Here is a 23,799-nt window from a genome sequence, read left to right as displayed (position 1 = left end):
GGCTTGCTTCCTTGCTGCGCCCACCTTCCTGCCGCTGCCCTGTTGGCGGATGCGCGATAGTCGCGTCAGCCCACCACGAGGTGCACCACCAGGATCAGCACCCCGATGAAGATCGCCGCGCCGATCATGCCCGCGATGATCAGGTGCAGCGGGTTCAGCTGCGCCGCATCGGCCTCGAGGTCGCGGCGCTTGCGCACGCCCAGGAACGACCATGCCACAGCCTTGATCACCTGGCCCAGCGAGCTCTTCTGGCCGCCGTTGTTGTCTCTGCCTTTGCCGCCGTCGGCGTTCATGGCTGCTCGCTCCCCTTGCTCTACCATTATGTTCGTCAAGCCGGGTTGCGAACCGCACCCGCGGCCGCCGCACCGGTCTGCTGCGTTGCCGCGTCCGTTGCCGGCGCAGGCGTGTTCAGCTCGAAGAACGTGTACGACAGCGTGATGGTCTTCACATCTTTCGGCAACTTCGGGTCAACCACGAATACCACCGGCATCCGTTTCGTTTCGTTGGCCTGCAGCGTCTGCTGGGTAAAGCAAAAGCATTCGATCTTCCGGAAGTACTCCGTCGCAACCTTGGGCGCGTAGCTCGGAATGGCCTGGGCCTTCACGATGCGCGCCTGCTCGTTCGACACCTCGTACATTACCGTCGTGACTTCGCCCGGATGCACGTCGAGACTGTGCTGCTCCGGCTTGAAGCCAAGCGGGCCGCGCGCGTTCGCATCGAACTCGATCGACACCGTGCGGCTCATGTCGACCTGCGTATTCTTCGCCTCGCGCGCCGTCGCATCGCGCTGCACGAGGTTGTTGATGCCGGTGATCTGGCAGATCGCGCGATACATCGGCACGAGCGCAAAACCGAAGCCGAACATCAGGCACGCCACCACGACGAGCTTGACCAGCATCGAACGGTTGAACGAGCGATCCGCCCGGGATTCGGCCGGTGAATCTGCTTCAGGGCGCGGCTGCGTCGACATCGAACTTCCTCAACAAACCATCAGGCCGGCGTCAGCTAAACAGCCACTGCTTGATGACGGCACCCACAAAAAAGACGGCGACGATAGCAAGCAGGATCATGCCGAGTCGCAGGTTGGCTGCGCGAATCTGCTCGGGCGTACGTCTTTTTTCTGGATTCCGGGTCATGCGTGAATTTGGGAGACTTCACGCTCCCTGATCTCGTCACCTACCAGGGGCGTGAGATCAGGGAACGTTGCTGCCTTTGTCGCCGCAGTCGGGCGGGTTATTCGACTATTCGACCGTCGGCGGATTTTCGAACGTATGGAACGGTGCCGGGCTCGGGACCGTCCACTCGAGGCCCGTTGCGCCATCCCACGGCTTGTCCGCCGCCTTTTCCAGCTCACCGCCGCCGCGATACGCGGGCAGCACGACCGCAAACAGGAAGTACACCTGCGCGAGGCCGAAGCCGAATGCGCCGATCGTCGCGACCTGGTTCCAGTCCGTGAACTGCGCCGGGTAGTCCGCATAGCGGCGCGGCATGCCGGCGAGGCCCACGAAGTGCATCGGGAAGAACGTGACGTTGAAGAAGATCATCGACGCCCAGAAGTGGATCTTGCCGCGGGTCTCGTTGTACATCCAGCCGGTCCACTTCGGCGACCAGTAGTACCACCCCGCAAAGAGCGCGAAGAGCGACCCCGCTACCAGCACGTAGTGGAAGTGCGCCACCACGAAGTAGGTACCGTGGTACTGGATGTCGAGCGGCGCCATGGAAAGCATCAGGCCCGTAAAGCCGCCCATCGTGAACACGAACAGGAAGCCGATCGCGAACAGCATCGGGGTTTCGAACGTGAGCGAACCGCGCCACATCGTGGCAACCCAGTTGAACACCTTCACACCGGTCGGCACCGCGATCAGCATCGTCGCGTACATGAAGAACAGCTGGCCGGTGACCGGCATGCCCGTTGCGAACATGTGGTGCGCCCAGACCATGAACGACAGGATCGCGATGGATGCCGTTGCATAGACCATCGAGCTATAGCCGAACAGCGGCTTGCGCGAGAACGCCGGGATCACCTGCGACACGATCCCGAACGCCGGCAGAATCATGATGTACACCTCGGGGTGCCCGAAGAACCAGAAGATGTGCTGGTACATCACCGGGTCGCCGCCGCCGGCTGCGTTGAAGAACGACGTGCCGAAGTGGCGGTCGAACAGCACCATCGTGATCGCGCCGGCGAGCACCGGCATCACGGCGATCAGCAGGTAGGCGGTGATGAGCCACGTCCACGCGAACATCGGCATCTTCATGAGCGTCATGCCCGGCGCGCGCAGGTTCAGGATCGTCACGATGATGTTGATGCCGCCCATGATCGACGACGCGCCCATGATGTGGATCGCGAAGATGGCGAAGTCCATGCCCGGGCCCATCTGCGTGGAGAGCGGCGCGTAGAGCGTCCAGCCCGCAGCCGTTGCGCCACCCGGCGCGAAGAACGAACCCACCAGCAGCACCGCTGCCACAGGCAGCAGCCAGAAGCTGAAGTTGTTCATGCGCGCGAAGGCCATGTCCGATGCGCCGATCTGCAGCGGAATCATCCAGTTCGCGAAGCCGACGAACGCCGGCATGATCGCGCCGAACACCATGATGAGGCCGTGCATGGTGGTCAGCTGGTTGAAGAACTCCGGCCGCATGATCTGCAGGCCCGGTTCGAACAGTTCGGCACGGATCATCAGCGCCATCACGCCCCCCGAGAGGAACATGACGAACGAGAAGATCAGGTACAGCGTCCCGATGTCCTTGTGGTTGGTCGCGAAGAGCCAGCGGCGCCAGCCGTGCGGCGTCTCGTGCGCATGGTCGCCGTGCACGTGCTCGTGGCCTCCGACTACATCGTGTCCGATGCTAGACATGACAATCTCCTAAAACGAATACTGCTGCGGTCCGAGTGGCACGTCAGGCCGCCGGGCTGATTTCGACACGCCGGGCTTCTTTCGCGTTGCTGCCGCCGGTGATGGTCTCCGGCTTCTTCAAGATGATGTGGTCTTCGGCGATGCCGGCCGCCTTCAGCGCATCGCGCACGGCCTGGGCGCGCGTCTTGGCGAGTTCGGCGTTCGAATCCGCGGAGCCGCTTGCGTCGGTGTAGCCCGACAGCGTGAACTTCGCATCCGGGTGCGCCTTCGCGTAATCGGCCGCGGCCTGGATGGCCACCTTCGCGTCGGCCGGCAGATCGCTCTTGCCGGTTTCGAAGTAGACGCTTGCGGGCAGGCTGGCTTGCGGTGCCGCTGTGCCTTCCGACGCGGCCGATGCCGGTTGCGCGTCGCTTGCTGCCGCGCCCGTCAGATGGTCGCCGCCTTCGGGCAGCTTGCCGTTGCGCGCGTCCGCGACCTGGCGCGGTTGCAGCACGTCGCCCGTGTGGTTGCCCCACGAGTTGCGTTCATAGGTGATGACCGAAGCGATCTCGACGTCATTCAGCGTCGGCGCCCACGAGGGCATCGCGTTCTTGCCCTTCAGCACGAGGCTCACGTGCTGGGCGAGCGGACCGTTGGCGATCTTGCTGCCGTCGAGCGCCGGGAATGCGCCCGCGCCCTTGCCGGTCGGCTGGTGGCACACCGCGCAGTTCGCCGCGTAGACCTTCGCGCCGCGCTCCATGAGTTCGGCCATGGTGTAGGTCTTGTTGGGATCGTCGGCAGAGGCGGACATTTTCTTCTTCTGCACGTCGACCCACTTCGCGTAGTCGTCATCCGAAAGGACCTCGACGACGACCGGCATGAACGCGTGTTCCTTGCCGCACAGTTCGGTACAGAAGCCGCGATAGGTGCCCACCTTCTCGGCCTTGAACCATGTGTCGCGCACGAAGCCCGGAATCGCATCCTGCTTCACGCCGAATGCGGGCACGTACCACGAGTGCACGACGTCGTTGGCGGTGGTGATGATGCGGATCTTCTTGTTGACGGGCACGACGAGTGGATTGTCGACTTCCTGCAGGTAGGTGTCGTTAATCGGCGTCTGGCCGTTCACTTCGGCACGCGGAGTGGTCAGCGTGGACAGGAAGCTGATGCCCTCGCCCGGACCCTTGATGTAGTCGTAGCCCCACTTCCACTGGTAGCCGGTGACCTTCACGGTGAGGTCGGCGTTGGTGGTGTCTTTCATCGCGACGACGGTGCGGGTGGCGGGCAGCGCCATCAGCACGACGATGATGAACGGCACGATCGTCCAGATGATTTCGACGGTGGTGCTTTCGTGGAAATTGGCGGCCTTGTGTCCTTTCGACTTGCGGTGCGCGAAGACCGAATAGAACATCACGCCGAACACGGCGATGAAGATCGCGGTACACAGGATCAACATCATCGTGTGGAGGCTGTAGAGCTCCTCTGCGATCCGTGTCACAGGCGGCTGGAGATTGATCTCGTTGACGGCGGGGCCGCCGGGACTATCACCAACTGCCAGGGCGGCGCCGGCGAACAAGAGTCCGCTACACGCCAGCACGCCCATGAGGGCTCGCTTGATTGTTTTCATAGCTTCCTTACCCAAAATTTCCATTCAAACCCTCGCCCCGCCGCAAGGCCATCGCCACGCATCCCCTTGCCTCGCGCGGCGGCGCTTCGCAACCGGCTGCTAGCCGCAACCGGCAAGCCCCCTGCGCAGTTCTTCGGCAAACTGCGCGCGCCGATATTGCGCAAGATGCACGCCGACTGCGACCGTCTGCCCCCGCGATACCAGCTTGACCGGTTCGCGCGGCGTGGCGCCTGTTTCGACTCGCACCCAGCGGGGATTGAACTCGAACTGCGTGAGCTCGTCGGCGCTGACCTGCTCGACCACCAGCCGGTGCGGATACAGCCTGATGCGTTCGTAATCGACTGCATGGCGCGCGTACACGACGAACGCGACACCGACAACCAGCAGCTCGAGACCGGTGAACGGCAATACCAGCCAGACGCCCTTCACGAGCAGCATGATGGCGATCGCCGAAGACACGAGCGCGAGCGATACATAGAAACCCACGAACTGCCGAGGCGACACCGAGCAGTTGCGCCTGATCGTCCAGTCCTTGAGAACCGTCTCCGGATTCGCCAGCAGATCGCACACCTGCATCGTCGCCTCCTGCTCACGCCGCTGCCGCTAAACGGCTCTTCCATGTGAGCCTTCGGCACTCTTCAGCGTTGGGTCTGCCGCTTCAGAAGTGGGGACCCTGAGCGACAAACTGACGCATTATAGGCGCGATCCCTGGCGGCCACAAGCAAGGCGCCACGGGCCTCGGAGCCAGATGCGACAAGCCTCTGCGCCCTTTTGTCGCAGGTTCATGGCGCGCTCTGCAACACTGATTCCCGCCATAACGAACCGGCGCTTTACCGCGTTACCGGTTCCTCGTCGGCCCGCGTCCGATGTCCTCGATGCGCACGATGCCATGCCCTTCGGGCGTGGTCCGGGGCACCGCTTTCCACGCGTGTCCGTAGATCACCTCGAAGGTGAGCGGGATCGTGCCGTCCTCGCGCCGGCGCGCTTCGAGCGCCGCATACAGCGCCTTCATGAGGCGCCGCGAAATGCGCGACGCCGCGGCATCGCGGCCAAACGGGTAGGCGCCCCAGCGGCGCACGTCCTTCAAGAGCGACTCGGGCGAACGGTAGGTGATGGTCAAGGTCTCCTGGTCCATCACGGGAATCTCGAAGCCGCTTTCCACGAGCATGTCGCCCAGATCGTGCATGTCGACGAAGTCGATCACATGCGCGCGCGTGGCAATGCCGTGCGCCGCGTCCACTTCGGCCCACGCGCCGCGCAGTTCCTTGAGCGTATCGGGGCCGAGCGTGCTGAACATGAGCAAGCCATTCACCTTGAGGACGCGCTGCCACTCAGGGAAAACGAGGTCGGGACGCGAATGCCAGTGCAGCGCCAGATTCGACCAGACGAAGTCGAACGCGCCCGATGCAAAAGGGAGCGCGCCGAAGTCGGCCTGCGCGAAGCGCGGGCCCCGCGTGCCCAGCGTCTTGCCGAGCACGGCCGGCAGAAAGCGCCGCCAGCTCGTGTCGGCGGTCTCGTGGCGCAGGGCGCGCAGCAGCATGCCGTGCGAAAGGTCGGTGCCGAATACCGGCGCCTCGGGAAAACGCTCGCGAAGTGCCGGAAGGTCGTCGCCCGTGCCGCAGCCCGCATCCAGCACGCTGGCCGGACTCGCCTTGATGTAGTCGAGCCGCTCGTGCATACGCTGGGCGATTTCCCGCGGGAGGAACGCGACGTCGCTGAAGGTCGCGGCGCGGCGGTCGAAGATCCGCCGCAGCAGCCGGGCGTCATAGGCCGGACGGCTGGATTTTGCGGGAGACGGGGACATGGCGGTCGTATTGGAGAAGAGCGCAAAGTATACTCGGTCGCTCCCCTCGATTCAGCGTAGCCGCCCGCGCGGCGCGGCCTTGACATGCCTGCCCCGTCTTTTGCTCCCCTCGTGCCGATCATGAAGAACCGCGTCGCCCGGTTTGCGAATCGGTTATGGACGACCGCGGACCTGGAAGCCCGGCGATGGTTGCCGCGCGTTACGCAGTTCGCATTGCCGAATCTGTGCGCGTTATGCGGCAATATGTCGCAGCAGGTGTTTTGTGCGGGCTGCGACGAGGCTTACTGGAACGAGTCGCGCCTGCGCTGCGCGGCATGCGCGATACCGCTGCCCACCGCGAGAACGGTGCGCCGGCCACGGCGGGCGGGCGCGACGCCCTACCGCTGCGTCGACTGCACGGCCTCGCCGCCGCCCTTCGAGGCGACCTTTGCCCTCGCCGACTACCGTCCACCACTCGATACGCTCGCGCGCGGCCTCAAGTTCAACGCTCGCCTTGCGCTGGCCGGCGAATTCGCGCGACGGCTGGCCCGGACAGCAAGCGACGCAGTGGACGCCGCCCAGCTTCCCGACGTGATCGCCGCCGTACCGCTGTCGCGCAAACGACTTGCCACGCGTGGCTACAACCAGGCCTGGGAGATGGCAAGGCCGCTTGCCAAAGCGCTCGGTGTACGCAGCGATGCGCGGCTCGTCAATCGCGTCGCCCATACAGCGCCGCAGTCGCAACTCGACCTCGAAGCGCGCCGCCACAACTTGCGACATGCGTTTGCGCTTGCGAGTCCCGTAGCAGGGTTGCACGTCGGCATCGTCGACGACGTGATGACCTCCGGCGCAACGCTCGAAGCGCTTGCACGCATACTCAAGGACGCCGGCGCACGCCGCGTCACGAACTTCGTCGCGCTGCGCACGCCGAAAAACTAGCTGTCCGTCTTCAATTCATTCCGATATGTTCAACGTCGTTCTCGTCGAACCTGAAATCCCCCCGAATACCGGCAACGTGATCCGCCTTTGCGCGAACACAGGCGCGACACTGCATCTCATCGAACCGCTCGGCTTTCCGCTCGACGACGCGAAGATGCGTCGCGCGGGGCTCGACTATCACGAGTACGCCCAGATGCGCGTGCACGCGAACTGGGAAGCCTTCATTGCAGCAGAGTCGCCCGACCCGTCCCGCATGTTCGCGTTCACGACGCGCGGCTCAGGGCGGTTTCACTCGCACCAGTTTCAGCCAGGCGACTGGTTCGTATTCGGAGCGGAGACGCGTGGCCTGCCCGATGCCGTGCTCGCTCATTTCCCCGCGGAGCAACGCGTGAGGCTGCCGATGCGGCCCGGCAATCGCAGCCTGAACCTCTCGAACACGGTCGCCGTGGTCGTGTTCGAAGCGTGGCGGCAAGCGGGATTCGAAGGAGGAGAGTGAGGGGCGCGTGAGCGGAGCGCGAAATGCACCCCGTCACGATTGCAGGACGTTGAACGAAAGAGGAGTCGAGCCTACTCGGCCTTGGAGTCGCGCCTGAGCAGGGCGCTCACGGCATCGCGCGGCGCGACGCCTTCGAACAGCACCGCGCAAACGGCCTGCGTGATGGGCATTTCGATGCCATGCGCCTGCGCGAGCGCAAGCACCGCCTTCGCACAACGCACGCCTTCGGCGACGTGGCCGAGCGCGGCAAGAATGTCGTCGAGCGTGCGGCCCGAGGCCAACTGCATGCCCACCGTTCGATTGCGCGAGAGATCGCCCGTTGCGGTGAGAATCAGGTCGCCGAGTCCGGTGAGACCGGTGAACGTTTCGGCCCGGCCGCCCAGCGTCACGCCAAGCCGTGACATTTCTGCAAGACCTCGCGTAATGAGCGCCGCGCGCGCGTTGAGCCCGAGCCCGAGGCCATCGGAAATGCCTGTCGCAATCGCGAGCACGTTCTTCACTGCGCCGCCTACTTCCACGCCCACCACGTCGTCGCCCGTGTAGATGCGCATGGCGCGATGATGAAACGCTGCGACCGTACGCTCGCGGCACACCACCGACGCGCTCGCCACCGTCAGCGCGACCGGCAAACCCTCCACCACTTCGCGCGCGAAGCTCGGTCCCGAAAGCACCCCGTTGCTCGCATGATCGGGCAACTCCTGGCCCACCACCTGATGCGGCATGAGCTGCGTATCGGACTCGAAGCCCTTGCACAGCCACACGAAATGCGCGGGCACCTTGCCGCCGTCGCGCATCGAGCGAAGCAGGCCGCGCAGCCCGGCGACAGGCGCCGCAAGCACGACGAGCGAGGCGTCGTCGCGCGCGTGGTCGAGCACCGCCGCCAGATCTGCGTCGTAACGCAGGCTCTGCGGCAAGGCCACGCCCGCCAGATAGCGGGCGTTTTCATGCGTCGTGGAGAGTTCGGCAACGAGCGCGCTGTCGCGCGCCCAGAGCACCGTGTCATGCCGCGCGGCCAGATGGGCGGCGACCGCGGTGCCCCATGCGCCGGCGCCGAGAACGGCAACCTTCATACCCGGCACCGTCAAGGTGGGTTAATGCGTGGCGTTGCTTTGCTGCGCGCCGCCGTCCCCTTGCGAGATCTGCGCGAGGCGCTGCTCATAGAGCGCCTGGAAGTTGATCTCGGCCAGATGGATGGGCGGGAAGCCCGCGCGCGTGATCGCGTCGGCGATGTTGGAGCGCAGGTACGGGAAGATGATCGTGGGGCACGCAATGCCGACGAGCGGATCGATCTGCTCAGCCGGAATGTTGCGGATGTCGAAAATGCCCGCCTGCTTCGCTTCGATCAGGAAGGCAACCTTGTCGTTGACCTTGGCCGTCACCGTGCCGGTCACCGCGACTTCGAACACGGCGTCTGCGAGACGCGCGGCGTTCACGTCGACTTCGACCTCGACCGAGGGCATCTCCTGTTCGAGGAAGATCGCGGGCGAATTCGGCTGCTCGAGCGACAGGTCCTTCAGGTAGATGCGCTGGATGTTGAAAAACGGCTGGTTGTTCTCGTCGGACATGGTAATGCGGGCTCCCTGATTAACGGATGGCGGCGGGCTTTAGCCCGCCGTGCGTGTGGTTGTGGCGCTCAAGTCGGCAAATATGGCGGGCGCATGCGCTCGACACGAGCGGCCGGGGCGTGCGGAGGCGCACGAGGCGCCGTGCGCTGCCTTGCGCCCCGCTTCGGCTCAGGCCGCTTCGAGCAGCGGCGTCAGGCCGCCAGCGCGATCCAGCGCGGAAAGGTCGTCGTAACCGCCGACATGCGTTTCCCCGATGAACACCTGGGGGACCGTGCGGCGCCCGGTGCGCGTCATCATTTCCTCGCGACGGGACGGATCCTTGTCGATCAGCACCTTTTCGATATGCTCGACGCCGCGCGACTTTAAAAGACGTTCGGCCATCTGGCAATACGGACACACCTGCGTGCTGTACATGAGAACCTTGTTCACTTCGCGACTCCTTGTTTGACGACCGGCATGCCGGCCTGCTGCCAGGCGTTGATGCCGCCCTCCAGCACATGGACCTCGGCGTAACCCGCGTCGCGCACGATACGCGCCGCGTTGTTCGCCCGCTGCCCCGTCTGACAGACGAGCAGCACCGGGGTGCTCTTGTTCTTCGCGATCTGGGCGACCTTTGCCTGCAGCTCGGCAAGTTCGACATGACGCGCTGAAGGCAGATGGCCTTTGGCGAATTCGTCGGCTGCCCGCACGTCCACCACGATCGCGTTGCGCCGGTTGATCAGCTGGGTTGCCTCGGCGGCGGAGACTCCGCCGCGCCCGCCCCGCCTGATCGAAGGCCACAGGAGCAACCCTCCGGAAATGAGGACGATCGCAATGAGTACAAGGTTGATGTAATTGGAGAAGAACGTCACGAGAAAGGGAATCCGGAAACGGGCAATCCGCTCATTATAAAATAACCGTTTGACGCGAGGGCGACGCAACCTGCGCCGCTCCGGCAGGGCCTTCGACCGACGCGCTTGCGGTCCGCCCCGCACCGCAACTCGCGTGGCGCACATTTACCGCTTCCTTACTACCGACCGGCACACACTCCATGTACAAACTCGTTCTCATCCGCCACGGCGAATCGACGTGGAACAAGGAAAACCGCTTCACCGGCTGGGTCGACGTCGACCTCACCGAACAGGGCGCCCGCGAAGCGCAGCAGGCCGGCCTGCTTCTGAAGGAAGCCGGCTATACGTTCGACATCGCCTACACCTCCGTGTTGAAGCGCGCCATCCGCACGCTGTGGCACGTGCAGGATCAGATGGACCTGATGTACATCCCGGTGGTGCATTCGTGGCGCCTCAACGAACGCCACTACGGCGCGCTGTCCGGCCTCAACAAGGCCGAAACCGCGGCGAAGTACGGCGACGAGCAGGTGCTCGTCTGGCGCCGCAGCTACGACACGCCGCCGCCCGCGCTGGACGCGTCCGACGACCGCACGTCCTACAACGACCCGCGCTACGCGAAGGTCCCGCGCGAGCAGTTGCCGCTCACCGAATGCCTGAAGGACACGGTGGCACGCGTGCTGCCCATGTGGAACGAATCGATCGCGCCGGCCGTGCGCTCGGACCGCAAGGTACTGATCGCGGCGCATGGCAACTCGATCCGCGCGCTCGTGAAGTATCTCGACAATATTTCGGACACCGACATCGTCGGCCTCAACATTCCGAACGGCGTGCCGCTCGTGTACGAACTCGACGAGAACCTGAAGCCGATCCAGCACTATTACCTCGGCGACGCCGAAGCCATCGCGAAGGCGCAAGCCGCGGTCGCGAATCAGGGCAAGAAAGGCTGACGCAAGCCAGTTTCCGGCGGCGATCGAAGAGCATACGATCGCCGCCCGCCGATGTCTCGCTACTGCGTGGCGTCGGCCTCTGCCCTGATGTTGCACTGCACCGCCCGCGCACACCGTCCACTCCGGCGCGTCTTGAACCTGCCCGCCTGGCCCCTGTCGAAGTCCCATTGGCGTCGCGCCGCCATCTGCACAGTGCGTAGCGGTGTGCAGTTATACTTGTCCGTCGCTCTCCCCTTTGACGTTGCCACGCGCTTCTGACCGCAACAGACTCTATGCGAAAGAACCTGAAAAACATCGGCCTGATCGCCGCGGGCCTTGCCACCGGCGTTTTTGCAACCCTGCAGTTCTCCGTGTCGGCCGAGCAACCCGCGAGCGCGCCGTTGCCGCTCGACCAGCTGCGGCTCTTCGCCGAAGTCTTCGGGCAGATCAAGCATGAATACGTCGAGCCGGTCGACGACAAGAAGCTGCTCACCGCCGCCATCAAGGGCATGGTGTCGAGCCTCGACCCGCACTCGTCGTATCTGGACAAGACGGACTACGCCGAACTCCAGGAGCAGACCAAGGGTCGCTTCGCCGGTCTCGGCATCGAAATTTCGCAGGAAGACGGTCTCATCAAGGTGATCTCGCCGATCGAAGACACGCCCGCGTTTCGCGCCGGCATTCGTCCGGGCGACCTGATCACGCGCATCAACGACAAGCCGGTGCGCGGCATGACACTCGACAACGCCGTCAAGCAGATGCGCGGCGAGCCGGGCACAAAGGTCACGCTCACCATCTTCCGCAAGACCGACGACCGCACCTTCCCGCTCACCGTTACGCGCGCGATCATCAAGGTCCAGAGCGTGAAGATGAAGATTCTGGCGCCGGGCTACGCGTACATCCGCATCACGAGCTTCCAGGAACGCACCACGCCCGATCTCGCGGCACGGCTCCAGGACATCGCGCGTCAGCAACCGAATCTGAAGGGCCTCATCCTCGACCTGCGCAACAACGGCGGCGGCCTGCTGCAGAGCGCAGTAGGCGTGGCGGGCGCGTTCCTGCCGCCGGATTCGGTGGTGGTCTCCACCAACGGCCAGATTCCGGATTCAAAGCAGATCTACCGCGACACGTACGACAACTATCGGCTGCCGTCCTTCGACGGCGACCCGCTCAAGAATCTGCCGTCCATCTTCAAGACGGTACCGATGATCGTGCTGACCAACGCGTACTCCGCGTCGGCGTCCGAAATCGTGGCGGGTGCGCTGCAAGACCAGCATCGTGCGCTGCTTGTCGGCAAGACCACGTTCGGCAAGGGCTCGGTGCAGACGGTGCGTCCTATGACGGCGGACACGGCCCTGCGCCTGACCACCGCGTACTACTACACGCCGAGCGGCCGCTCGATCCAGAACAAGGGCATCCGTCCTGACATCCCGGTCGACCAGTACGCCGACGGCGATCCGGACGACGCACTCGTGACGCGTGAAGTCGATTACTCGAATCACCTCGCGAACACGCAGGACCCGAACGAGAAGAAGGAACAGGAGCAGCGCGAGCAGATGCGCATGGACGAACTGCGCATGCTCGAAGAACAGAACGACAAGAAGACGCCGGAACAACGCGAGAAGGATCGCGAGCGCAAGCCGGTCGAGTTCGGTTCCGCTGACGACTTCATGCTCCAGCAGGCTTTGAACAAGCTGGAAGGCAAGCCCGTTGTCGAATCGAAGTCGCCGATGGAGCGGCGCCTCGCGCAAAACAAGCCGCCGCAGTCCGCTTCGGCGCCCGTTTCGGTCAAGCCTGCGCTGCCGGTCACGCCGGGCGCCTCCGCCGCGCCGGGTGCGTCGGCGCCGGGTGCGACCTCCGCACCGGCCGCAAAGTAAGGTCGCAGCCCGAAGTAAGGCCGTAGCCGCTTCAAGTCGCTTTCTAACTGAGCCTTCGCAGCACGCGCTGCGAAGGCTCAGTTGTTTGCGCGGCTAGAATAGCGACAACACACGGACCGTCCGCCCGACCGGCATCCTCCGCACCCACGCGACGCCTCAACCCGCGCCTGCCATGAACGACGATCAGCTCCTTCGCTATTCCCGCCATATCCTCGTCGACGAACTCGGTATCGAAGCGCAGCAGCGCTTTCTCGACGCGCACGCCATTGTGGTGGGCGCCGGCGGTCTGGGTTCGCCCGCTGCGATGTACCTCGCGGCATCCGGCGTCGGCCGCCTTACGCTCGTGGACGACGACACCGTCGACCTCACCAATCTCCAGCGGCAGATTCTCCACGCCACCACATCGATTGGCCGCAAGAAGGTGGAGTCGGGGCGCGAGACGCTCGCGCGCATCAATCCGGAGGTGAAGGTGGACATGGTCGCGGCACGCGTGGACGCGGCATGGCTCGATGCCACCGTGCCGACCGCCACCGTCGTGCTCGACTGCACCGACAACTTCGCCACGCGTCACGCGATCAACCGCGCGTGTGTCGCCCACGGCGTGCCGCTCGTCTCCGGCGCGGCGTTGCGCTTCGACGGCCAGATCAGTACGTTCGATTTCCGCGATCCGGCTTCGCCCTGCTACGCCTGCGTGTTTCCGGAAGACCAGCCGTTCGAGGAAGTCGCGTGTTCGACGATGGGCGTGTTCGCACCCACCGTCGGCATCATCGGCACCATGCAGGCAGCCGAGGCGCTGCGCGTAATCGCGAAGATCGGCACGCCGCTCGTCGGGCGGCTCATGATGCTCGACTCGCTGCACATGGAATGGAACACGATGCGCATTGCGCGCCAGCCGGATTGCCCGGTATGCGGCAAAGCGCATCGCGAGTGAAGCGCAGCCGGCGTGCACGTGCCGGCCGCATGAGTAGCCCTTCGATCAGGCTTGCGCCACGCGCTTGAGCGCGGCCTGCACTTCTTCCGGCTCGAACGCGGCGAGCACGTCGGCCACCGGCTTTTCGAGCGTCTTCAGGTGCGAGCGCAGAATTTCCTGCTTCACGACCAACAGCTGGCTCGGATGCATCGAGAACTCGGTGAGCCCCATGCCCAGCAACAGACGCGTCAACGCCGGGTCCCCGGCCATCTCTCCGCACACCGAAACGGGTACGCCCGCCCGCTTCGCCTCGCGCAGCGTGAACGCGATCAGATGCAATACCGCGGGATGCAGCGGATCGTAGAGATGCGCGACAGAGTTGTCCGCGCGGTCGATGGCGAGCGTGTACTGAATCAGGTCGTTGGTGCCGATCGAGAGGAAATCGAGGCGCTTCAGGAACAGCGGCAACGCGATCGCAGCCGCGGGAATCTCGATCATTGCGCCCACGCGCACGTTCGGATCGTAGGCGAGGCCGGCATCGTCGAGTTGGCGCTTCGCTTCGCGGATCAGGTCGAGCGTCTGGTCGATCTCCTGCGCGTGCGCGAGCATCGGAATCAGAATTTTCACCGAGCCGAATGCCGACGCACGCAGAATCGCGCGCAACTGCGTCAGGAACATCTGCGGCTCGGAGAGGCTCCAGCGAATGGCGCGCAATCCCAGTGCAGGATTCGGCGCGGTTTCGTAGCTTTCGGCGGCCGCGTCGAGCGGTTTGTCGGCGCCCACGTCGATGGTGCGAATCGTCACCGGCAAGCCGTTCATGAGTTCGACCGCGTGGCGGTACGCCGCGAACTGCTCTTCTTCCTCGGGCAGTTGTTCCTTGTGATTCATGAACAGGAACTCGGTGCGAAAGAGCCCCACGCCCGTTGCGCCGGCTTCGAGCGCCGCACGCGCGTCTTCGGGCAATTCGATGTTCGCGCACAGCTCGATCTTCGTGCCGCACAGCGTTTGCGTGGGCGAAAACTTGAGCCGCTGCAGCTTCTTGCGCTCGAGTGCCTTTTCGCTCTGCCGGTACGTGTACTCCTCCAGCACGATGGGCGCCGGGTCGACGATCACGATGCCGTGATCGCCGTCCACGATGATGAGGTCGTCCTGGCGGATCAACGTGCTCGCCTGCTGCACGCCCACCGCGGCGGGAATTCCAAGGCTGCGTGCAACGATTGCCGTATGCGAGGTGCGTCCGCCCAGGTCGGTGACGAAGCCCTGGAACGTTTGCGTCTTGAACTGCAGCATGTCCGCAGGCGCGATGTCGTGCGCCACGACGATCATCTCGTCGCAGCTACCGTGCACCCCACCCAGCGCCGACTGTGAACCACCGGCCAGCGCCTTCAAGACGCGCTCCACGACCTGCTCGATGTCGGCCTTGCGCTCGCGCAGGTACTCGTCTTCGATGTCGTCGAAATGGCGCGACAGACGTTCCAGCTGCTCAGTCAGCGCCCACTCCACGTTGTAGCGACGCGTGCGGATGAGGTCGATGGTCTCCTGCACGAGCATCGCGTCGTTCAGGATCATCGTATGAACGTTGAGGAAGGCGCCCATTTCGCTGGGCGCGTCCGCAGCCAGGTCGGCGCGCAGCGCCTCCAGTTCCTCGTGGACTGTGCCCTGCGCCGTACGAAAGCGCTCGACCTCCCCTTCGATCTGGGAAGGCTCGATCAGATAGTGGTCGACGTCGAGTGCAGCCGGGGCGATGAGATAGGCCCGCCCGATGGCGATACCGCGTGACACGGGAATTCCATGCAGCGTGAACGACACGCGCACCTCCTCTAGTTGTGTGATGCCGCGGCAAACCGCTGCAATGCCTCGGACCCCGACAGCGATTATAAATTCCGTAACGCGTATCGATGGTGTGCGGCGCAGCATGGTCGCCACCCGCCGCGATGCCGTACGCAAGCCGCTATTCGGCATGCCAAACAAAAAACGCCGCGGCAAGCCGCGGCGTTTTCACGCATCGGGATTGCGTCGCGCGCTTACTGGCCTTCGCCGAATTTATCGGCGATCAGTTTCAGCAGTGCGTCCATCGCGTCCTGCTCGTCCGGACCTTCGGTTTCGATCAGCACCTGGCTACCAATGCCCGCCGCCAGCATCATCACCCCCATGATGCTCTTCGCGTTGATGCGCCGGCCGTTGCGACTCATCCAGATCTCCGCCTGGAAGTTGCCGGCAAGTTGCGTCAGTTTGGCCGAGGCGCGAGCATGCAGGCCGAGCTTGTTCACGATGGTGGTTTCTTGTTGCAGCATGGGTGGGTCCGAAACGCAGGTTGGTAGGACAGACAGGTAGTGAAGTCAGGCGCTCGTCTATGCTTCGTTACGCTCCAGCCGGCTTCACAGTCTCGTTATTCGGCAGCGCCGCACAGGGCGTGACGGCCGCTTCGGTCAGACAGTCCGAAGCCGCTGCGGCAGCAGATACCGCAGGCGCGCCAGGAACGATCTCTTGAACCCCTTTGGTAGCACCGGCGAGCGCCTTGTCGACGAGCGTATCGAGCGGCGTGGCTCGATAGCAGACGGCGCGCACGAGCATCGGCAGATTGACGCCGGCCAGCACCCGCACCTGCGGGAGCGTGGCAAGCCGTGCCGCGATGTTGGACGGCGTGGCGCCGAACATGTCGGTCAGCACAAGGGCGCCGTTTTCTTCCCTGAGACGGTCGATCTCGGCGTTGGCCTGCGCCACCACCTGCGCGGGGTCGCTGTCCGGCAACACATCGATGACACCGATGCGTGCGGGCAACCCGCCGTAAATGTGAGCAACACACTCGCGAAGCGCGGTAGCGAACGGAGCATGCGCGATGATCAGAATGCCTGCCATATCAGCCTTGCTGCAAATAACGGCCCTGGAGCGCGGCCCGGACCGAAACCTCCGACCTTTCAGCTTCGCATCCGCATGAGATGCAAGGGTCGGACCACGCGGTCGGCTGTTTGAAAGCCCTTGTATAGACAGCGTTTTTTCCACTGTCCCGCCGCGCGAGCGCGCATTGTAGCAGGGTCATTTTCGCTCTTTGAACAAACATCTGCCCGCCTTGGCCCTTGGCTCGCACCTGCATCGCATCCGCCCTGCGCCGTATCGCGCAGGGCGGCCGCGCTCAGGCGACCGCACGCTCCAGCGCGTCGATGAACATAGCGGCCACATCGAAACCCGTCTGCTCCATGATTTCGCGGAAGCACGTAGGACTCGTCACGTTCACCTCGGTGAGCCAGTCGCCGATGGCATCCAGTCCCACGAGCAACAGCCCGCGCGCGGCAAGCACCGGGGCCAGCGTCCCGGCGATCTCGCGGTCGCGCGCCGTAAGCGGCTGCGCGCGGCCCAGCCCGCCCGCGGCGAGATTGCCGCGCACCTCGTTGCCTTGCGGGATGCGCGCGAGCGAATACGGCACGGGCTCGCCGCCGATCAGCAGAATGCGCTTGTCGCCGTCCTTGATTTCGGGGATGAACTTCTGCGCCATCACCGAACGCGCGCCATCGTGGCTCAGCATTTCGATAATGGAGCCCAGGTTCATGCCATCCGGCTTCACGCGAAACACACCCATACCGCCCATGCCGTCGAGCGGCTTCAGGATCACGTCGCCGTGCTCGGCGTGGAACGCGCGCAACCGGTCCGCGTCGCGCGTCACCAGTGTAGGCGCCACGAACTGCGGAAATTCGCCGATCGCCAGTTTCTCCGAGTGATCGCGAATCGCCTGCGGCCGGTTGAACACACGCGCACCGGCCCGCTCGGCGATTTCGAGCAGCCACGTCGACGTGACGTACTCCATGTCGAACGGCGGGTCTTTGCGCATCAGAATGGCGTCGAAGCCGGTGAGTTCGCGCGCCGTGGGCGCCTCAGCGGCGTACCACGGATGACGATGCAAGTCCTCGCCGTCGCCGATGATCTGAAAGCGTCGCACCGTCGCCTCGACAGCGCCCATCGCCCAGCCCAGGTGCTTCGGTTCGCACGCGTAGAGCGTGTGGCCACGGCGCGCCGCCTCGGCCATCATCGCGTAGGTCGAATCCTTGTAGATCTTGAAGCGGTCCAGCGGGTCGGCGATAAAAAGGATGTCCATGAATTCCCTGATGTTTTGATGGGCGCTGCGGCGCCCGGTACCGCGCCAGACAGCCGCGCTGCGCACCTCGCCAGCGTGCGGCCGCCGCGCGGTGGCGCGGCGCCTCACTTGCGTTGACCGTGAGGAGCGCCGTCGGCCGTGCCGCCCAAACGCGGCGACGCGCCTCGCGCTACACCTGAATGGCTTCCGGGTCGGTCTTCTCGAGTTCCACCGACGCGGCAAGCAGCCCCAGCCGCGCCACCACGCCGTACATGTAGAAGCGGTTCGGCGGCGCCGCGCCCGGCTTCGCATGGGCGTCGGGCAGCGCGGTGTGTTCGAAACCGAGCGGCACGAAGTGCATACCCGGCGCGTTGAGGTTCTGGTCGCGCTCACGGCTGCCGTGCGCACGGTAGAAACCGCCCACCACATACCGGTCGATCATGTAGACCACCGGCTCGGCCACCTCGTCGCCTACGTGCTCGAAGGTGTAGACGCCTTCCTGCACGATCACGTCGTGCACTTCCAGCCCTTCCTTCGTCGCCGCCATCTTGGTGCGCTCGCGCTTGGAAAGCGCCGCGACTTCCGAGGCGTCGTGAACCGTCATCACGCCCATGCCGTAGGTGCCCGCGTCGGACTTGATCACCACGTAAGGGCGCTCGGAGATGCCGTACTCGCGGTACTTGCGCGCGATCTTCTTGAGCACGCCGTCGATCGCATCGGCCAGCGCTTCTTCGCCCGTGCGGAGTTCGAAATCCACGCCCGTGACGTGCGCGAAGTACGGGTTGATCATCCACGGATCGATCTCGACCATCTTCGCGAACTTCTTGGCCACGTCGTCGTAGCACGAGAAGTGGGTCGACTTGCGGCGCACCGCCCACGCGGCGTGCAGCGGCGGCAGCAGATACTGCTCATGCAGGTTTTCGAGCACGGGCGGAATGCCGCCGGAGAGATCGTTGTTGAGCAGGATCGAGCACGGATCGAAGTTCTTCAGCCCCAGCCGCCGCGGCGTGCGCTCGAGCGGCTCCAGCACGATCTTCTGGCCGTCAGACAGCGTGATCGTGACGGGGCCGGCAATGGTTTCGTCGAGCGTGCCGAAGCGGACGTTGAGTCCCGCCTGGCGCATGATGGTGGCGAGCCGCGCCACATTCTCCAGATAAAACGCGTTGCGCGTGTGGCGCTCCGGAATCACGAGCAGGTTTTTCGCGTCCGGACAGATCTTTTCGATGGCCGCCATGGCGGCCTGCACGGCGAGCGGCAGCACTTCCTGCGGCAGGCAGTTGAAGGCGCCCGGAAAGAGGTTGGTGTCGACCGGCGCGAGCTTGAAGCCCGCGTTGCGTAGATCGACCGAACAGTAGAACGGCGGCGTGTGCTCCTGCCATTCGAGCCGGAACCAGCGTTCGATCGCCGGCGTGGCGTCGAGGATCTTCCGCTCGAGATCGAGCAGCGGGCCGTTTAACGCCGTAACTAGATGCGGAACCATTGATCACTCGCTGACGGGAGAAAAAAGATTGTAGAGCAAATGCCTTGTGCATTTGGGGCCGCTTTCTCCGTTGGCAAGCGGGGGGCGCATGCATTGTGGCTATAGCCCTGATAGGCGGGAGGGGAAAGGAGGCTGGCGCGCGGGCGCCGTTTTGCCGGCGTCCGGGAAAGAAGAACGAAAGCGGCAGGCAGAAAAAAGCCCGCCATAAGGCGGGCCAAAGTCGCTGCGCTTGTTACTCCGTGAGGGCGGCCGGGCGGCCGCCCCGAATCCCTTTATTCGACGTGCTCGCCGTGCAGCACCACGTCCAGACCTTCGCGCTCTTCTTCTTCCGTGACGCGCAGGCCGATCACCATGTCGATCACCTTCAGCAGGATGAAGCTCAGCACGCCGCTGTAGATCACGGTGGTGAGCACGCCCTTCAGCTGCAGAACCACGCTGCCGTCGGCGCCGCCGATGTCCTTGACCGCGAACACGCCGGTCAGGATTGCGCCGACGATACCGCCCACGCCGTGCACGCCGAAGCAGTCGAGCGAGTCGTCATAGCCGAACTTGCCCTTGAGCCACGTGGCCGACCAGAAGCAGATCACGCCAGCCGCGATGCCGATCACGATCGCACCGCCCACACCCACGAAGCCCGAGGCCGGCGTAACGGCCACCAGACCCGCCACGGCGCCCGACGCGATACCCAGCGCCGAGGGCTTGCCCTTGGCGATCCACTCGGCAAACATCCAGCCCAGCGCGGCGAATGCCGTCGCCACTTGCGTCGTGAGCATTGCGAAACCGGCACGGCCATCCGCCGCCACTGCCGAACCCGCGTTGAAGCCGAACCAGCCCACCCACAGCATCGCGGCGCCCATCAGCGTCAGCGTGAGGTTGTGCGGAGCCATCACGTCACGGCCATAGCCCACGCGCTTGCCCAGCACGAGCGCACACACGAGACCGGCGATACCGGCGTTGATGTGCACCACCGTGCCGCCTGCGAAGTCCAGAATGCCTGCCGATGCGAGCCAGCCGGTCGGTTCCCAGACCATGTGCGCGATCGGCGAGTAGACGAGGATCGACCACAGCGCCATGAACACGAGCATCGCCGAGAACTTCATGCGGTCCGCGAACGCGCCGGTGATGAGCGCCGGGGTGATGATCGCGAACGTCATCTGGTAGACGAAGTAGACCGTCTCCGGGATGGTGGTCGCGAGGTGGCTCACCGTGAGCGTCGTCGCCTTGTCGCCCTTGATGTAGTTCATGCCGGCGAGGAAGACGCGCGAGAAGCCGCCGATGAACGAGTTGCCTGGCGTGAACGCGAGGCTGTAGCCGATCACCGTCCAGATCACCGTGATGAGGCAGGTGATCGCGAAGCTCTGCATGATCGTCGCGAGCACGTTCTTCTTGCGGACCATGCCGCCGTAGAAGAGCGCGAGACCCGGAATCGTCATGAACAGCACGAGCGCGGTGGAGGTCAGCATCCACGCGGTGTCGCCGGAATTGATCTTCGACGAATCGACCGAGAACGGCGCGGTGGGCGCGGCCGGAGCCGCAGCGGCGGCCGAAGCGGCCGACGCGTCGGGTGCTGCGGCGGCGCTGGCCGCCGGTGCTGCGGATGCGTCTGCAGCAGGTGCCGACGCCGGAGCCGCCGCCGATGCGTCGGGCGCGGCACTTGCGGCCGGCTCCGATGCAGCAGCGGAAGCGGCCGCCGGCGCGGACGCGTCATCGGCCAGTGCAGCGCCGATACCGCCCGCCAGCAGCGAGCCGGCCATGAACAATGACATCAATACTTTGCGCATCTTCGTTTCCTCTTGTCTCTGTATTCTTACAGGGCGTCCGCGCCCGTTTCGCCGGTGCGGATCCGGATCACTTGTTCGATCGGCGTGACGAAGATCTTGCCGTCGCCGATCTTGCCCGTACGCGCGGCACGCTCCAGCGCCTCGATCGCCTGGTCGACGATGTCGTCGGAAACTGCCGCCTCGATCTTCACCTTGGGCAGAAAGTCCACGACGTATTCGGCGCCGCGATAAAGCTCCGTGTGCCCCTTCTGCCGTCCGAAGCCCTTCACTTCCGTGACCGTGATCCCGGAGACGCCGATGGCCGACAAGGCTTCGCGCGCCTCATCGAGCTTGAACGGCTTGATGATTGCGGTAATGAGTTTCATTGAAATCCTCGCTGAAGTTGCGTAACCCTTTGCGTAACCCGTTTTTCGTGCCCTGTCCGTCGACATGCGGTACTCCCCAACCGCGTCGATGCACCGCCGGCGAGCCGGCTTTCGGTGCGCGGGGCAGTAACAGCAACTCCCATGCCAATTTGCATAGCCGCATGGCCAACGCACCTCTGCGCCCGCCGCAACAAGGCCCCTGGCCTGACGGCTAACGTGGGCCGCGCTGGGTGGCGCCACGACGCGATCGTTGCTAGAGTGTCCGCACGGTTGGCCGGGCAGCGCCCGCACCAAAGGCGCCCATGAATGTGAGGTGGCTCGTGTTTCACGCACCAAAATTGTTCATTGCGCGCCGCTCAGCACAGTCACAACGAAACTTGCACAGTCTCTGTGCAGAAAGGGGTTTGAAATGAAACAGCCGAACGACGTCTTCAACGATCTGCAGGCCCGTATTGGGGAGTTGCTGAAGAACTCGCCCGCGAAGGACATGGAGCGCAACGTCAAGGCAATGCTCTCGCAGGGCTTCTCGAAGCTCGACCTCGTCACGCGCGAGGAATTCGATACGCAGACTCAGGTGCTCGTGCGCACGCGCTCGCGGCTCGAAGAACTGGAGCGGCGCGTCGCCGAACTCGAGCAGAAGCTCGCTACGGCACAGTCCTCGTAAGGTCTCGCGAGTCGAGACCCGAGCCACGGCAAGCGAGCCGTAGAGTCATCAGCGTTTCGAGGTAGCCCGGGCGTCCGCCGCCGGGCTGCTTCACCGGGAGGAAAACATGTCGCTTGCCGTGGTGCGCAGCCGCGCGCCGGCTGCTGGCCGCGCGCCCGAAGTCACGGTCGAGGTTCACCTCGCCAACGGATTACCCTCGTTCTCCATGGTCGGCCTGCCCGACCTCGAAGTCCGCGAAAGCCGCGAGCGTGTTCGCGCCGCGCTTCAAAACTGCGGTTTCGACTTTCCGGTCCGCCGGATCACCGTCAACCTGGCTCCCGCCGACCTGCCCAAGGAATCGGGGCGCTTCGATTTGCCCGTCGCGCTCGGCATTCTGGCTGCGAGCGGCCAGATTCCTGCGGAATCGCTGGCCGGGCGCGAATTCGCCGGGGAACTCTCGCTTACCGGCGCGCTGAGGCCCACGCGCGGCGCGTTCGCGATGGCATGCGGCACCGCGCGCGGCGGCGCCAATGCCGAGGGCCGGACGCCCGAACTCTACCTGCCCGCGGCAAACGCGGCCGAGGCCGCCCTCGTACCGGGCGTCGCGGTATTCGGAGCCGCGGACCTGCCGTCGCTCTGCGCACACCTGGCTGGAGCGGCCGACGCCCGCCTTTCCCCCGTCGATACGCCGGTGCTGCCCGATACGCCTTGCCGCGCCGTACCCGACATGGCCGACGTGATCGGCCAGCGCGGCGCGCGACGCGCGCTCGAAGTGGCCGCTGCGGGCGGCCACCATATGTTGATGATCGGGCCGCCGGGGGCCGGCAAATCGATGCTGGCCGCACGCTTGCCGGGACTCCTGCCGCCCATGACGGACGAAGAAGCGCTCAGTTCGGCCGCCCTGATGTCGTCGAGCATGGTCGGCTTCTCGCCGCAGCAATGGCGGCAGCGCCCGTTTCGCGCACCACATCACTCGTCGAGCGCGGCAGCGCTCGTGGGAGGACGCAATCCACCGCAGCCCGGCGAAATTACGCTCGCGCACCTCGGCGTGCTCTTCCTCGATGAACTGCCCGAATTCGATCGTCACGTGCTGGAGACACTGCGCGAGCCGCTCGAAGCCGGCCGCATCACGATCTCGCGCGCCGCGCTGCAGGCAGATTTCCCCGCCGCCTGTCAGCTCGTGGCGGCCATGAATCCTTGTCCCTGCGGCTGGCGCGGCGATCCGGGCGGCCGGTGCCGCTGCACGCCGGACGGCGCCGCGCGCTACATGCGCAAGCTCTCGGGGCCGCTTCTGGACCGCATCGACATCCAGATCGAGATTCCCGCCCTCAGCGCGGCCGAACTTGCTGGCCGCGCCGCCGCGCCAGGCGAGCCGAGCGGCGCGATTGCCGTGCGCGTCCGCGCTGCACGCGAGCGCCAGTTGGCTCGACAGGGGAAGACCAATCGCGAACTGGCGGGGCGGGAGGTAGACGAGGTGTGCGAAACGGATGCAGACGGCGAAGCGCTGTTGCGGGAAGCGGGCGAGCGCTTTGGCTGGTCGGCGCGGGCGTACTACCGCGTGTTGAAGGTCGCGCGCACGATTGGCGATCTGGCCGGTGCCAATCGGCTTACTGCCGCGCACGTCGCCGAAGCCATCCAGTACCGGCGCACCGCGCTATCCGTATGAAGGCAAAA

25 protein-coding genes are annotated in these 23,799 nt (G+C 64.8%); 7 read left to right on the top strand and 18 right to left on the bottom strand.

What is annotated here, in order from left to right:
• Positions 1-65: 65 nt before the first annotated feature.
• From P2869_RS01215 to P2869_RS01185, 7 genes are all read right to left on the bottom strand, one after another.
• On the bottom strand, positions 66-293 hold the full coding sequence (locus P2869_RS01215; protein WP_277597236.1) for a DUF2970 domain-containing protein: 228 nt from the start codon (positions 291-293) through the stop codon (positions 66-68).
• Between the two features lie 35 nt (positions 294-328).
• Positions 329-970, bottom strand: a complete 642-nt coding sequence (locus P2869_RS01210) for a cytochrome c oxidase assembly protein (protein WP_017772602.1) — start codon at positions 968-970, stop codon at positions 329-331.
• 31 nt (positions 971-1,001) lie between these two features.
• Entirely contained in the window at positions 1,002-1,136 is a 135-nt protein-coding gene (locus P2869_RS01205; protein WP_017772601.1) for a cytochrome oxidase small assembly protein, read from the bottom strand.
• 105 nt (positions 1,137-1,241) lie between these two features.
• Positions 1,242-2,855 carry a cytochrome c oxidase subunit I gene (gene ctaD, locus P2869_RS01200; protein WP_026121002.1) on the bottom strand — a complete coding sequence of 538 codons (1,614 nt, stop codon included), beginning with the start codon at positions 2,853-2,855 and terminating at the stop codon, positions 1,242-1,244.
• 43 nt (positions 2,856-2,898) lie between these two features.
• A complete protein-coding gene (coxB, locus tag P2869_RS01195) occupies positions 2,899-4,485 on the bottom strand; it encodes a cytochrome c oxidase subunit II (protein ID WP_277597235.1) in 1,587 nt (528 codons plus the stop codon).
• A 75-nt stretch (positions 4,486-4,560) separates the two neighbouring features.
• Positions 4,561-5,037 (bottom strand): DUF2244 domain-containing protein, encoded by a 477-nt coding sequence (locus P2869_RS01190; RefSeq protein ID WP_126877692.1) that lies wholly within the window; start codon positions 5,035-5,037, stop codon positions 4,561-4,563.
• Positions 5,038-5,299: 262 nt separating this feature from the next.
• A complete protein-coding gene (locus P2869_RS01185) occupies positions 5,300-6,265 on the bottom strand; it encodes a methyltransferase domain-containing protein (protein WP_277597234.1) in 966 nt (321 codons plus the stop codon).
• A gap of 243 nt (positions 6,266-6,508) precedes the next feature.
• Here P2869_RS01185 and P2869_RS01180 point away from each other — a divergent pair, with 243 nt between their 5' ends.
• Together P2869_RS01180 and trmL are read left to right on the top strand one after the other, a co-directional pair.
• A complete protein-coding gene (locus tag P2869_RS01180) occupies positions 6,509-7,183 on the top strand; it encodes a ComF family protein (protein WP_233425670.1) in 675 nt (224 codons plus the stop codon).
• 25 nt (positions 7,184-7,208) lie between these two features.
• Positions 7,209-7,679 carry a tRNA (uridine(34)/cytosine(34)/5-carboxymethylaminomethyluridine(34)-2'-O)-methyltransferase TrmL gene (gene trmL / locus P2869_RS01175; RefSeq protein ID WP_277597233.1) on the top strand — a complete coding sequence of 157 codons (471 nt, stop codon included), beginning with the start codon at positions 7,209-7,211 and terminating at the stop codon, positions 7,677-7,679.
• 71 nt (positions 7,680-7,750) lie between these two features.
• Here trmL and P2869_RS01170 read toward each other — a convergent pair whose 3' ends face one another.
• From P2869_RS01170 to P2869_RS01155, 4 genes are all read right to left on the bottom strand, one after another.
• Positions 7,751-8,749 (bottom strand): NAD(P)H-dependent glycerol-3-phosphate dehydrogenase, encoded by a 999-nt coding sequence (locus P2869_RS01170; protein WP_017772594.1) that lies wholly within the window; start codon positions 8,747-8,749, stop codon positions 7,751-7,753.
• 21 nt (positions 8,750-8,770) lie between these two features.
• Positions 8,771-9,244, bottom strand: a complete 474-nt coding sequence (gene secB, locus P2869_RS01165; RefSeq protein WP_017772593.1) for a protein-export chaperone SecB — start codon at positions 9,242-9,244, stop codon at positions 8,771-8,773.
• Between the two features lie 168 nt (positions 9,245-9,412).
• A complete protein-coding gene (gene grxC, locus P2869_RS01160) occupies positions 9,413-9,673 on the bottom strand; it encodes a glutaredoxin 3 (protein WP_017772592.1) in 261 nt (86 codons plus the stop codon).
• Complete coding sequence (locus P2869_RS01155) at positions 9,670-10,095, bottom strand: rhodanese-like domain-containing protein (RefSeq protein WP_126877720.1); 426 nt, start codon at positions 10,093-10,095, stop codon at positions 9,670-9,672. The genes grxC and P2869_RS01155 overlap by 4 nt, the downstream gene beginning before the upstream one ends.
• A gap of 179 nt (positions 10,096-10,274) precedes the next feature.
• Here P2869_RS01155 and gpmA point away from each other — a divergent pair, with 179 nt between their 5' ends.
• The 3 genes from gpmA to moeB all read left to right on the top strand — a co-directional run bounded on the left by gpmA (position 10,275) and on the right by moeB (position 13,808).
• Entirely contained in the window at positions 10,275-11,021 is a 747-nt protein-coding gene (gene gpmA / locus P2869_RS01150) for a 2,3-diphosphoglycerate-dependent phosphoglycerate mutase (RefSeq protein ID WP_017772590.1), read from the top strand.
• A 272-nt stretch (positions 11,022-11,293) separates the two neighbouring features.
• The gene (locus P2869_RS01145) at positions 11,294-12,877 is read left to right on the top strand and encodes a S41 family peptidase (RefSeq protein WP_126877697.1); all 1,584 of its coding nucleotides are present in this window, start codon (positions 11,294-11,296) and stop codon (positions 12,875-12,877) included.
• Positions 12,878-13,049: 172 nt separating this feature from the next.
• Positions 13,050-13,808: a molybdopterin-synthase adenylyltransferase MoeB gene (moeB, locus tag P2869_RS01140; RefSeq protein ID WP_199541768.1), complete on the top strand. Its 759-nt coding sequence runs from the start codon at positions 13,050-13,052 to the stop codon at positions 13,806-13,808.
• Between the two features lie 45 nt (positions 13,809-13,853).
• Here the strand turns inward: moeB and ptsP are convergent, their stop codons facing one another.
• From ptsP to P2869_RS01105, 7 genes are all read right to left on the bottom strand, one after another.
• Entirely contained in the window at positions 13,854-15,596 is a 1,743-nt protein-coding gene (ptsP, locus tag P2869_RS01135; protein WP_277597232.1) for a phosphoenolpyruvate--protein phosphotransferase, read from the bottom strand.
• A 215-nt stretch (positions 15,597-15,811) separates the two neighbouring features.
• The gene (locus tag P2869_RS01130; protein WP_017772586.1) at positions 15,812-16,081 is read right to left on the bottom strand and encodes an HPr family phosphocarrier protein; all 270 of its coding nucleotides are present in this window, start codon (positions 16,079-16,081) and stop codon (positions 15,812-15,814) included.
• Between the two features lie 67 nt (positions 16,082-16,148).
• Positions 16,149-16,646, bottom strand: coding sequence for a PTS sugar transporter subunit IIA (locus P2869_RS01125; RefSeq protein ID WP_017772585.1), 498 nt, complete (start codon positions 16,644-16,646; stop codon positions 16,149-16,151).
• A gap of 274 nt (positions 16,647-16,920) precedes the next feature.
• Positions 16,921-17,877 carry a glutathione synthase gene (gene gshB, locus P2869_RS01120; protein WP_277597231.1) on the bottom strand — a complete coding sequence of 319 codons (957 nt, stop codon included), beginning with the start codon at positions 17,875-17,877 and terminating at the stop codon, positions 16,921-16,923.
• A 169-nt stretch (positions 17,878-18,046) separates the two neighbouring features.
• A complete protein-coding gene (gene gshA, locus P2869_RS01115; RefSeq protein ID WP_017772583.1) occupies positions 18,047-19,336 on the bottom strand; it encodes a glutamate--cysteine ligase in 1,290 nt (429 codons plus the stop codon).
• Positions 19,337-19,608: 272 nt separating this feature from the next.
• A complete protein-coding gene (locus P2869_RS01110; protein ID WP_126877699.1) occupies positions 19,609-21,117 on the bottom strand; it encodes an ammonium transporter in 1,509 nt (502 codons plus the stop codon).
• 26 nt (positions 21,118-21,143) lie between these two features.
• The gene (locus P2869_RS01105) at positions 21,144-21,482 is read right to left on the bottom strand and encodes a P-II family nitrogen regulator (protein WP_006048089.1); all 339 of its coding nucleotides are present in this window, start codon (positions 21,480-21,482) and stop codon (positions 21,144-21,146) included.
• A gap of 409 nt (positions 21,483-21,891) precedes the next feature.
• On the opposite strand from P2869_RS01105, the gene P2869_RS01100 reads away from it, so the two are divergent.
• Positions 21,892-22,146, top strand: coding sequence for an accessory factor UbiK family protein (locus P2869_RS01100; RefSeq protein ID WP_017772582.1), 255 nt, complete (start codon positions 21,892-21,894; stop codon positions 22,144-22,146).
• Positions 22,147-22,252: 106 nt separating this feature from the next.
• Positions 22,253-23,791, top strand: coding sequence for a YifB family Mg chelatase-like AAA ATPase (locus tag P2869_RS01095; RefSeq protein ID WP_277597230.1), 1,539 nt, complete (start codon positions 22,253-22,255; stop codon positions 23,789-23,791).
• The last annotated feature ends 8 nt before the right edge of the window (positions 23,792-23,799 follow it).

The sequence above is a fragment of the Paraburkholderia sp. SUR17 genome (assembly GCF_029536165.1).
GTDB classification, from domain to species: domain Bacteria; phylum Pseudomonadota; class Gammaproteobacteria; order Burkholderiales; family Burkholderiaceae; genus Paraburkholderia; species Paraburkholderia kururiensis.
This window is presented reverse-complemented; position numbering and strand designations above follow the sequence as displayed.

Bases quoted from the DNA above. Each gene is read 5' to 3' on its own strand.
- gpmA (WP_017772590.1), top strand. From the start codon at position 10,275: ATGTACAAACTCGTTCTCATCCGCCACGGCGAATCGACGTGGAACAAG.
- P2869_RS01105 (WP_006048089.1), bottom strand. From the start codon at position 21,482: ATGAAACTCATTACCGCAATCATCAAGCCGTTCAAGCTCGATGAGGCG.
- P2869_RS01130 (WP_017772586.1), bottom strand. From the start codon at position 16,081: ATGCTGCAACAAGAAACCACCATCGTGAACAAGCTCGGCCTGCATGCT.
- P2869_RS01190 (WP_126877692.1), bottom strand. From the start codon at position 5,037: ATGCAGGTGTGCGATCTGCTGGCGAATCCGGAGACGGTTCTCAAGGAC.
- ctaD (WP_026121002.1), bottom strand. From the start codon at position 2,855: ATGTCTAGCATCGGACACGATGTAGTCGGAGGCCACGAGCACGTGCAC.
- P2869_RS01185 (WP_277597234.1), bottom strand. From the start codon at position 6,265: ATGTCCCCGTCTCCCGCAAAATCCAGCCGTCCGGCCTATGACGCCCGG.
- P2869_RS01205 (WP_017772601.1), bottom strand. From the start codon at position 1,136: ATGACCCGGAATCCAGAAAAAAGACGTACGCCCGAGCAGATTCGCGCA.
- moeB (WP_199541768.1), top strand. From the start codon at position 13,050: ATGAACGACGATCAGCTCCTTCGCTATTCCCGCCATATCCTCGTCGAC.
- trmL (WP_277597233.1), top strand. From the start codon at position 7,209: ATGTTCAACGTCGTTCTCGTCGAACCTGAAATCCCCCCGAATACCGGC.
- P2869_RS01125 (WP_017772585.1), bottom strand. From the start codon at position 16,646: ATGGCAGGCATTCTGATCATCGCGCATGCTCCGTTCGCTACCGCGCTT.
- P2869_RS01110 (WP_126877699.1), bottom strand. From the start codon at position 21,117: ATGCGCAAAGTATTGATGTCATTGTTCATGGCCGGCTCGCTGCTGGCG.
- gshA (WP_017772583.1), bottom strand. From the start codon at position 19,336: ATGGTTCCGCATCTAGTTACGGCGTTAAACGGCCCGCTGCTCGATCTC.
- P2869_RS01095 (WP_277597230.1), top strand. From the start codon at position 22,253: ATGTCGCTTGCCGTGGTGCGCAGCCGCGCGCCGGCTGCTGGCCGCGCG.
- P2869_RS01180 (WP_233425670.1), top strand. From the start codon at position 6,509: ATGTCGCAGCAGGTGTTTTGTGCGGGCTGCGACGAGGCTTACTGGAAC.
- P2869_RS01210 (WP_017772602.1), bottom strand. From the start codon at position 970: ATGTCGACGCAGCCGCGCCCTGAAGCAGATTCACCGGCCGAATCCCGG.
- P2869_RS01170 (WP_017772594.1), bottom strand. From the start codon at position 8,749: ATGAAGGTTGCCGTTCTCGGCGCCGGCGCATGGGGCACCGCGGTCGCC.
- secB (WP_017772593.1), bottom strand. From the start codon at position 9,244: ATGTCCGACGAGAACAACCAGCCGTTTTTCAACATCCAGCGCATCTAC.
- coxB (WP_277597235.1), bottom strand. From the start codon at position 4,485: ATGGAAATTTTGGGTAAGGAAGCTATGAAAACAATCAAGCGAGCCCTC.
- P2869_RS01145 (WP_126877697.1), top strand. From the start codon at position 11,294: ATGCGAAAGAACCTGAAAAACATCGGCCTGATCGCCGCGGGCCTTGCC.
- P2869_RS01215 (WP_277597236.1), bottom strand. From the start codon at position 293: ATGAACGCCGACGGCGGCAAAGGCAGAGACAACAACGGCGGCCAGAAG.
- P2869_RS01100 (WP_017772582.1), top strand. From the start codon at position 21,892: ATGAAACAGCCGAACGACGTCTTCAACGATCTGCAGGCCCGTATTGGG.
- gshB (WP_277597231.1), bottom strand. From the start codon at position 17,877: ATGGACATCCTTTTTATCGCCGACCCGCTGGACCGCTTCAAGATCTAC.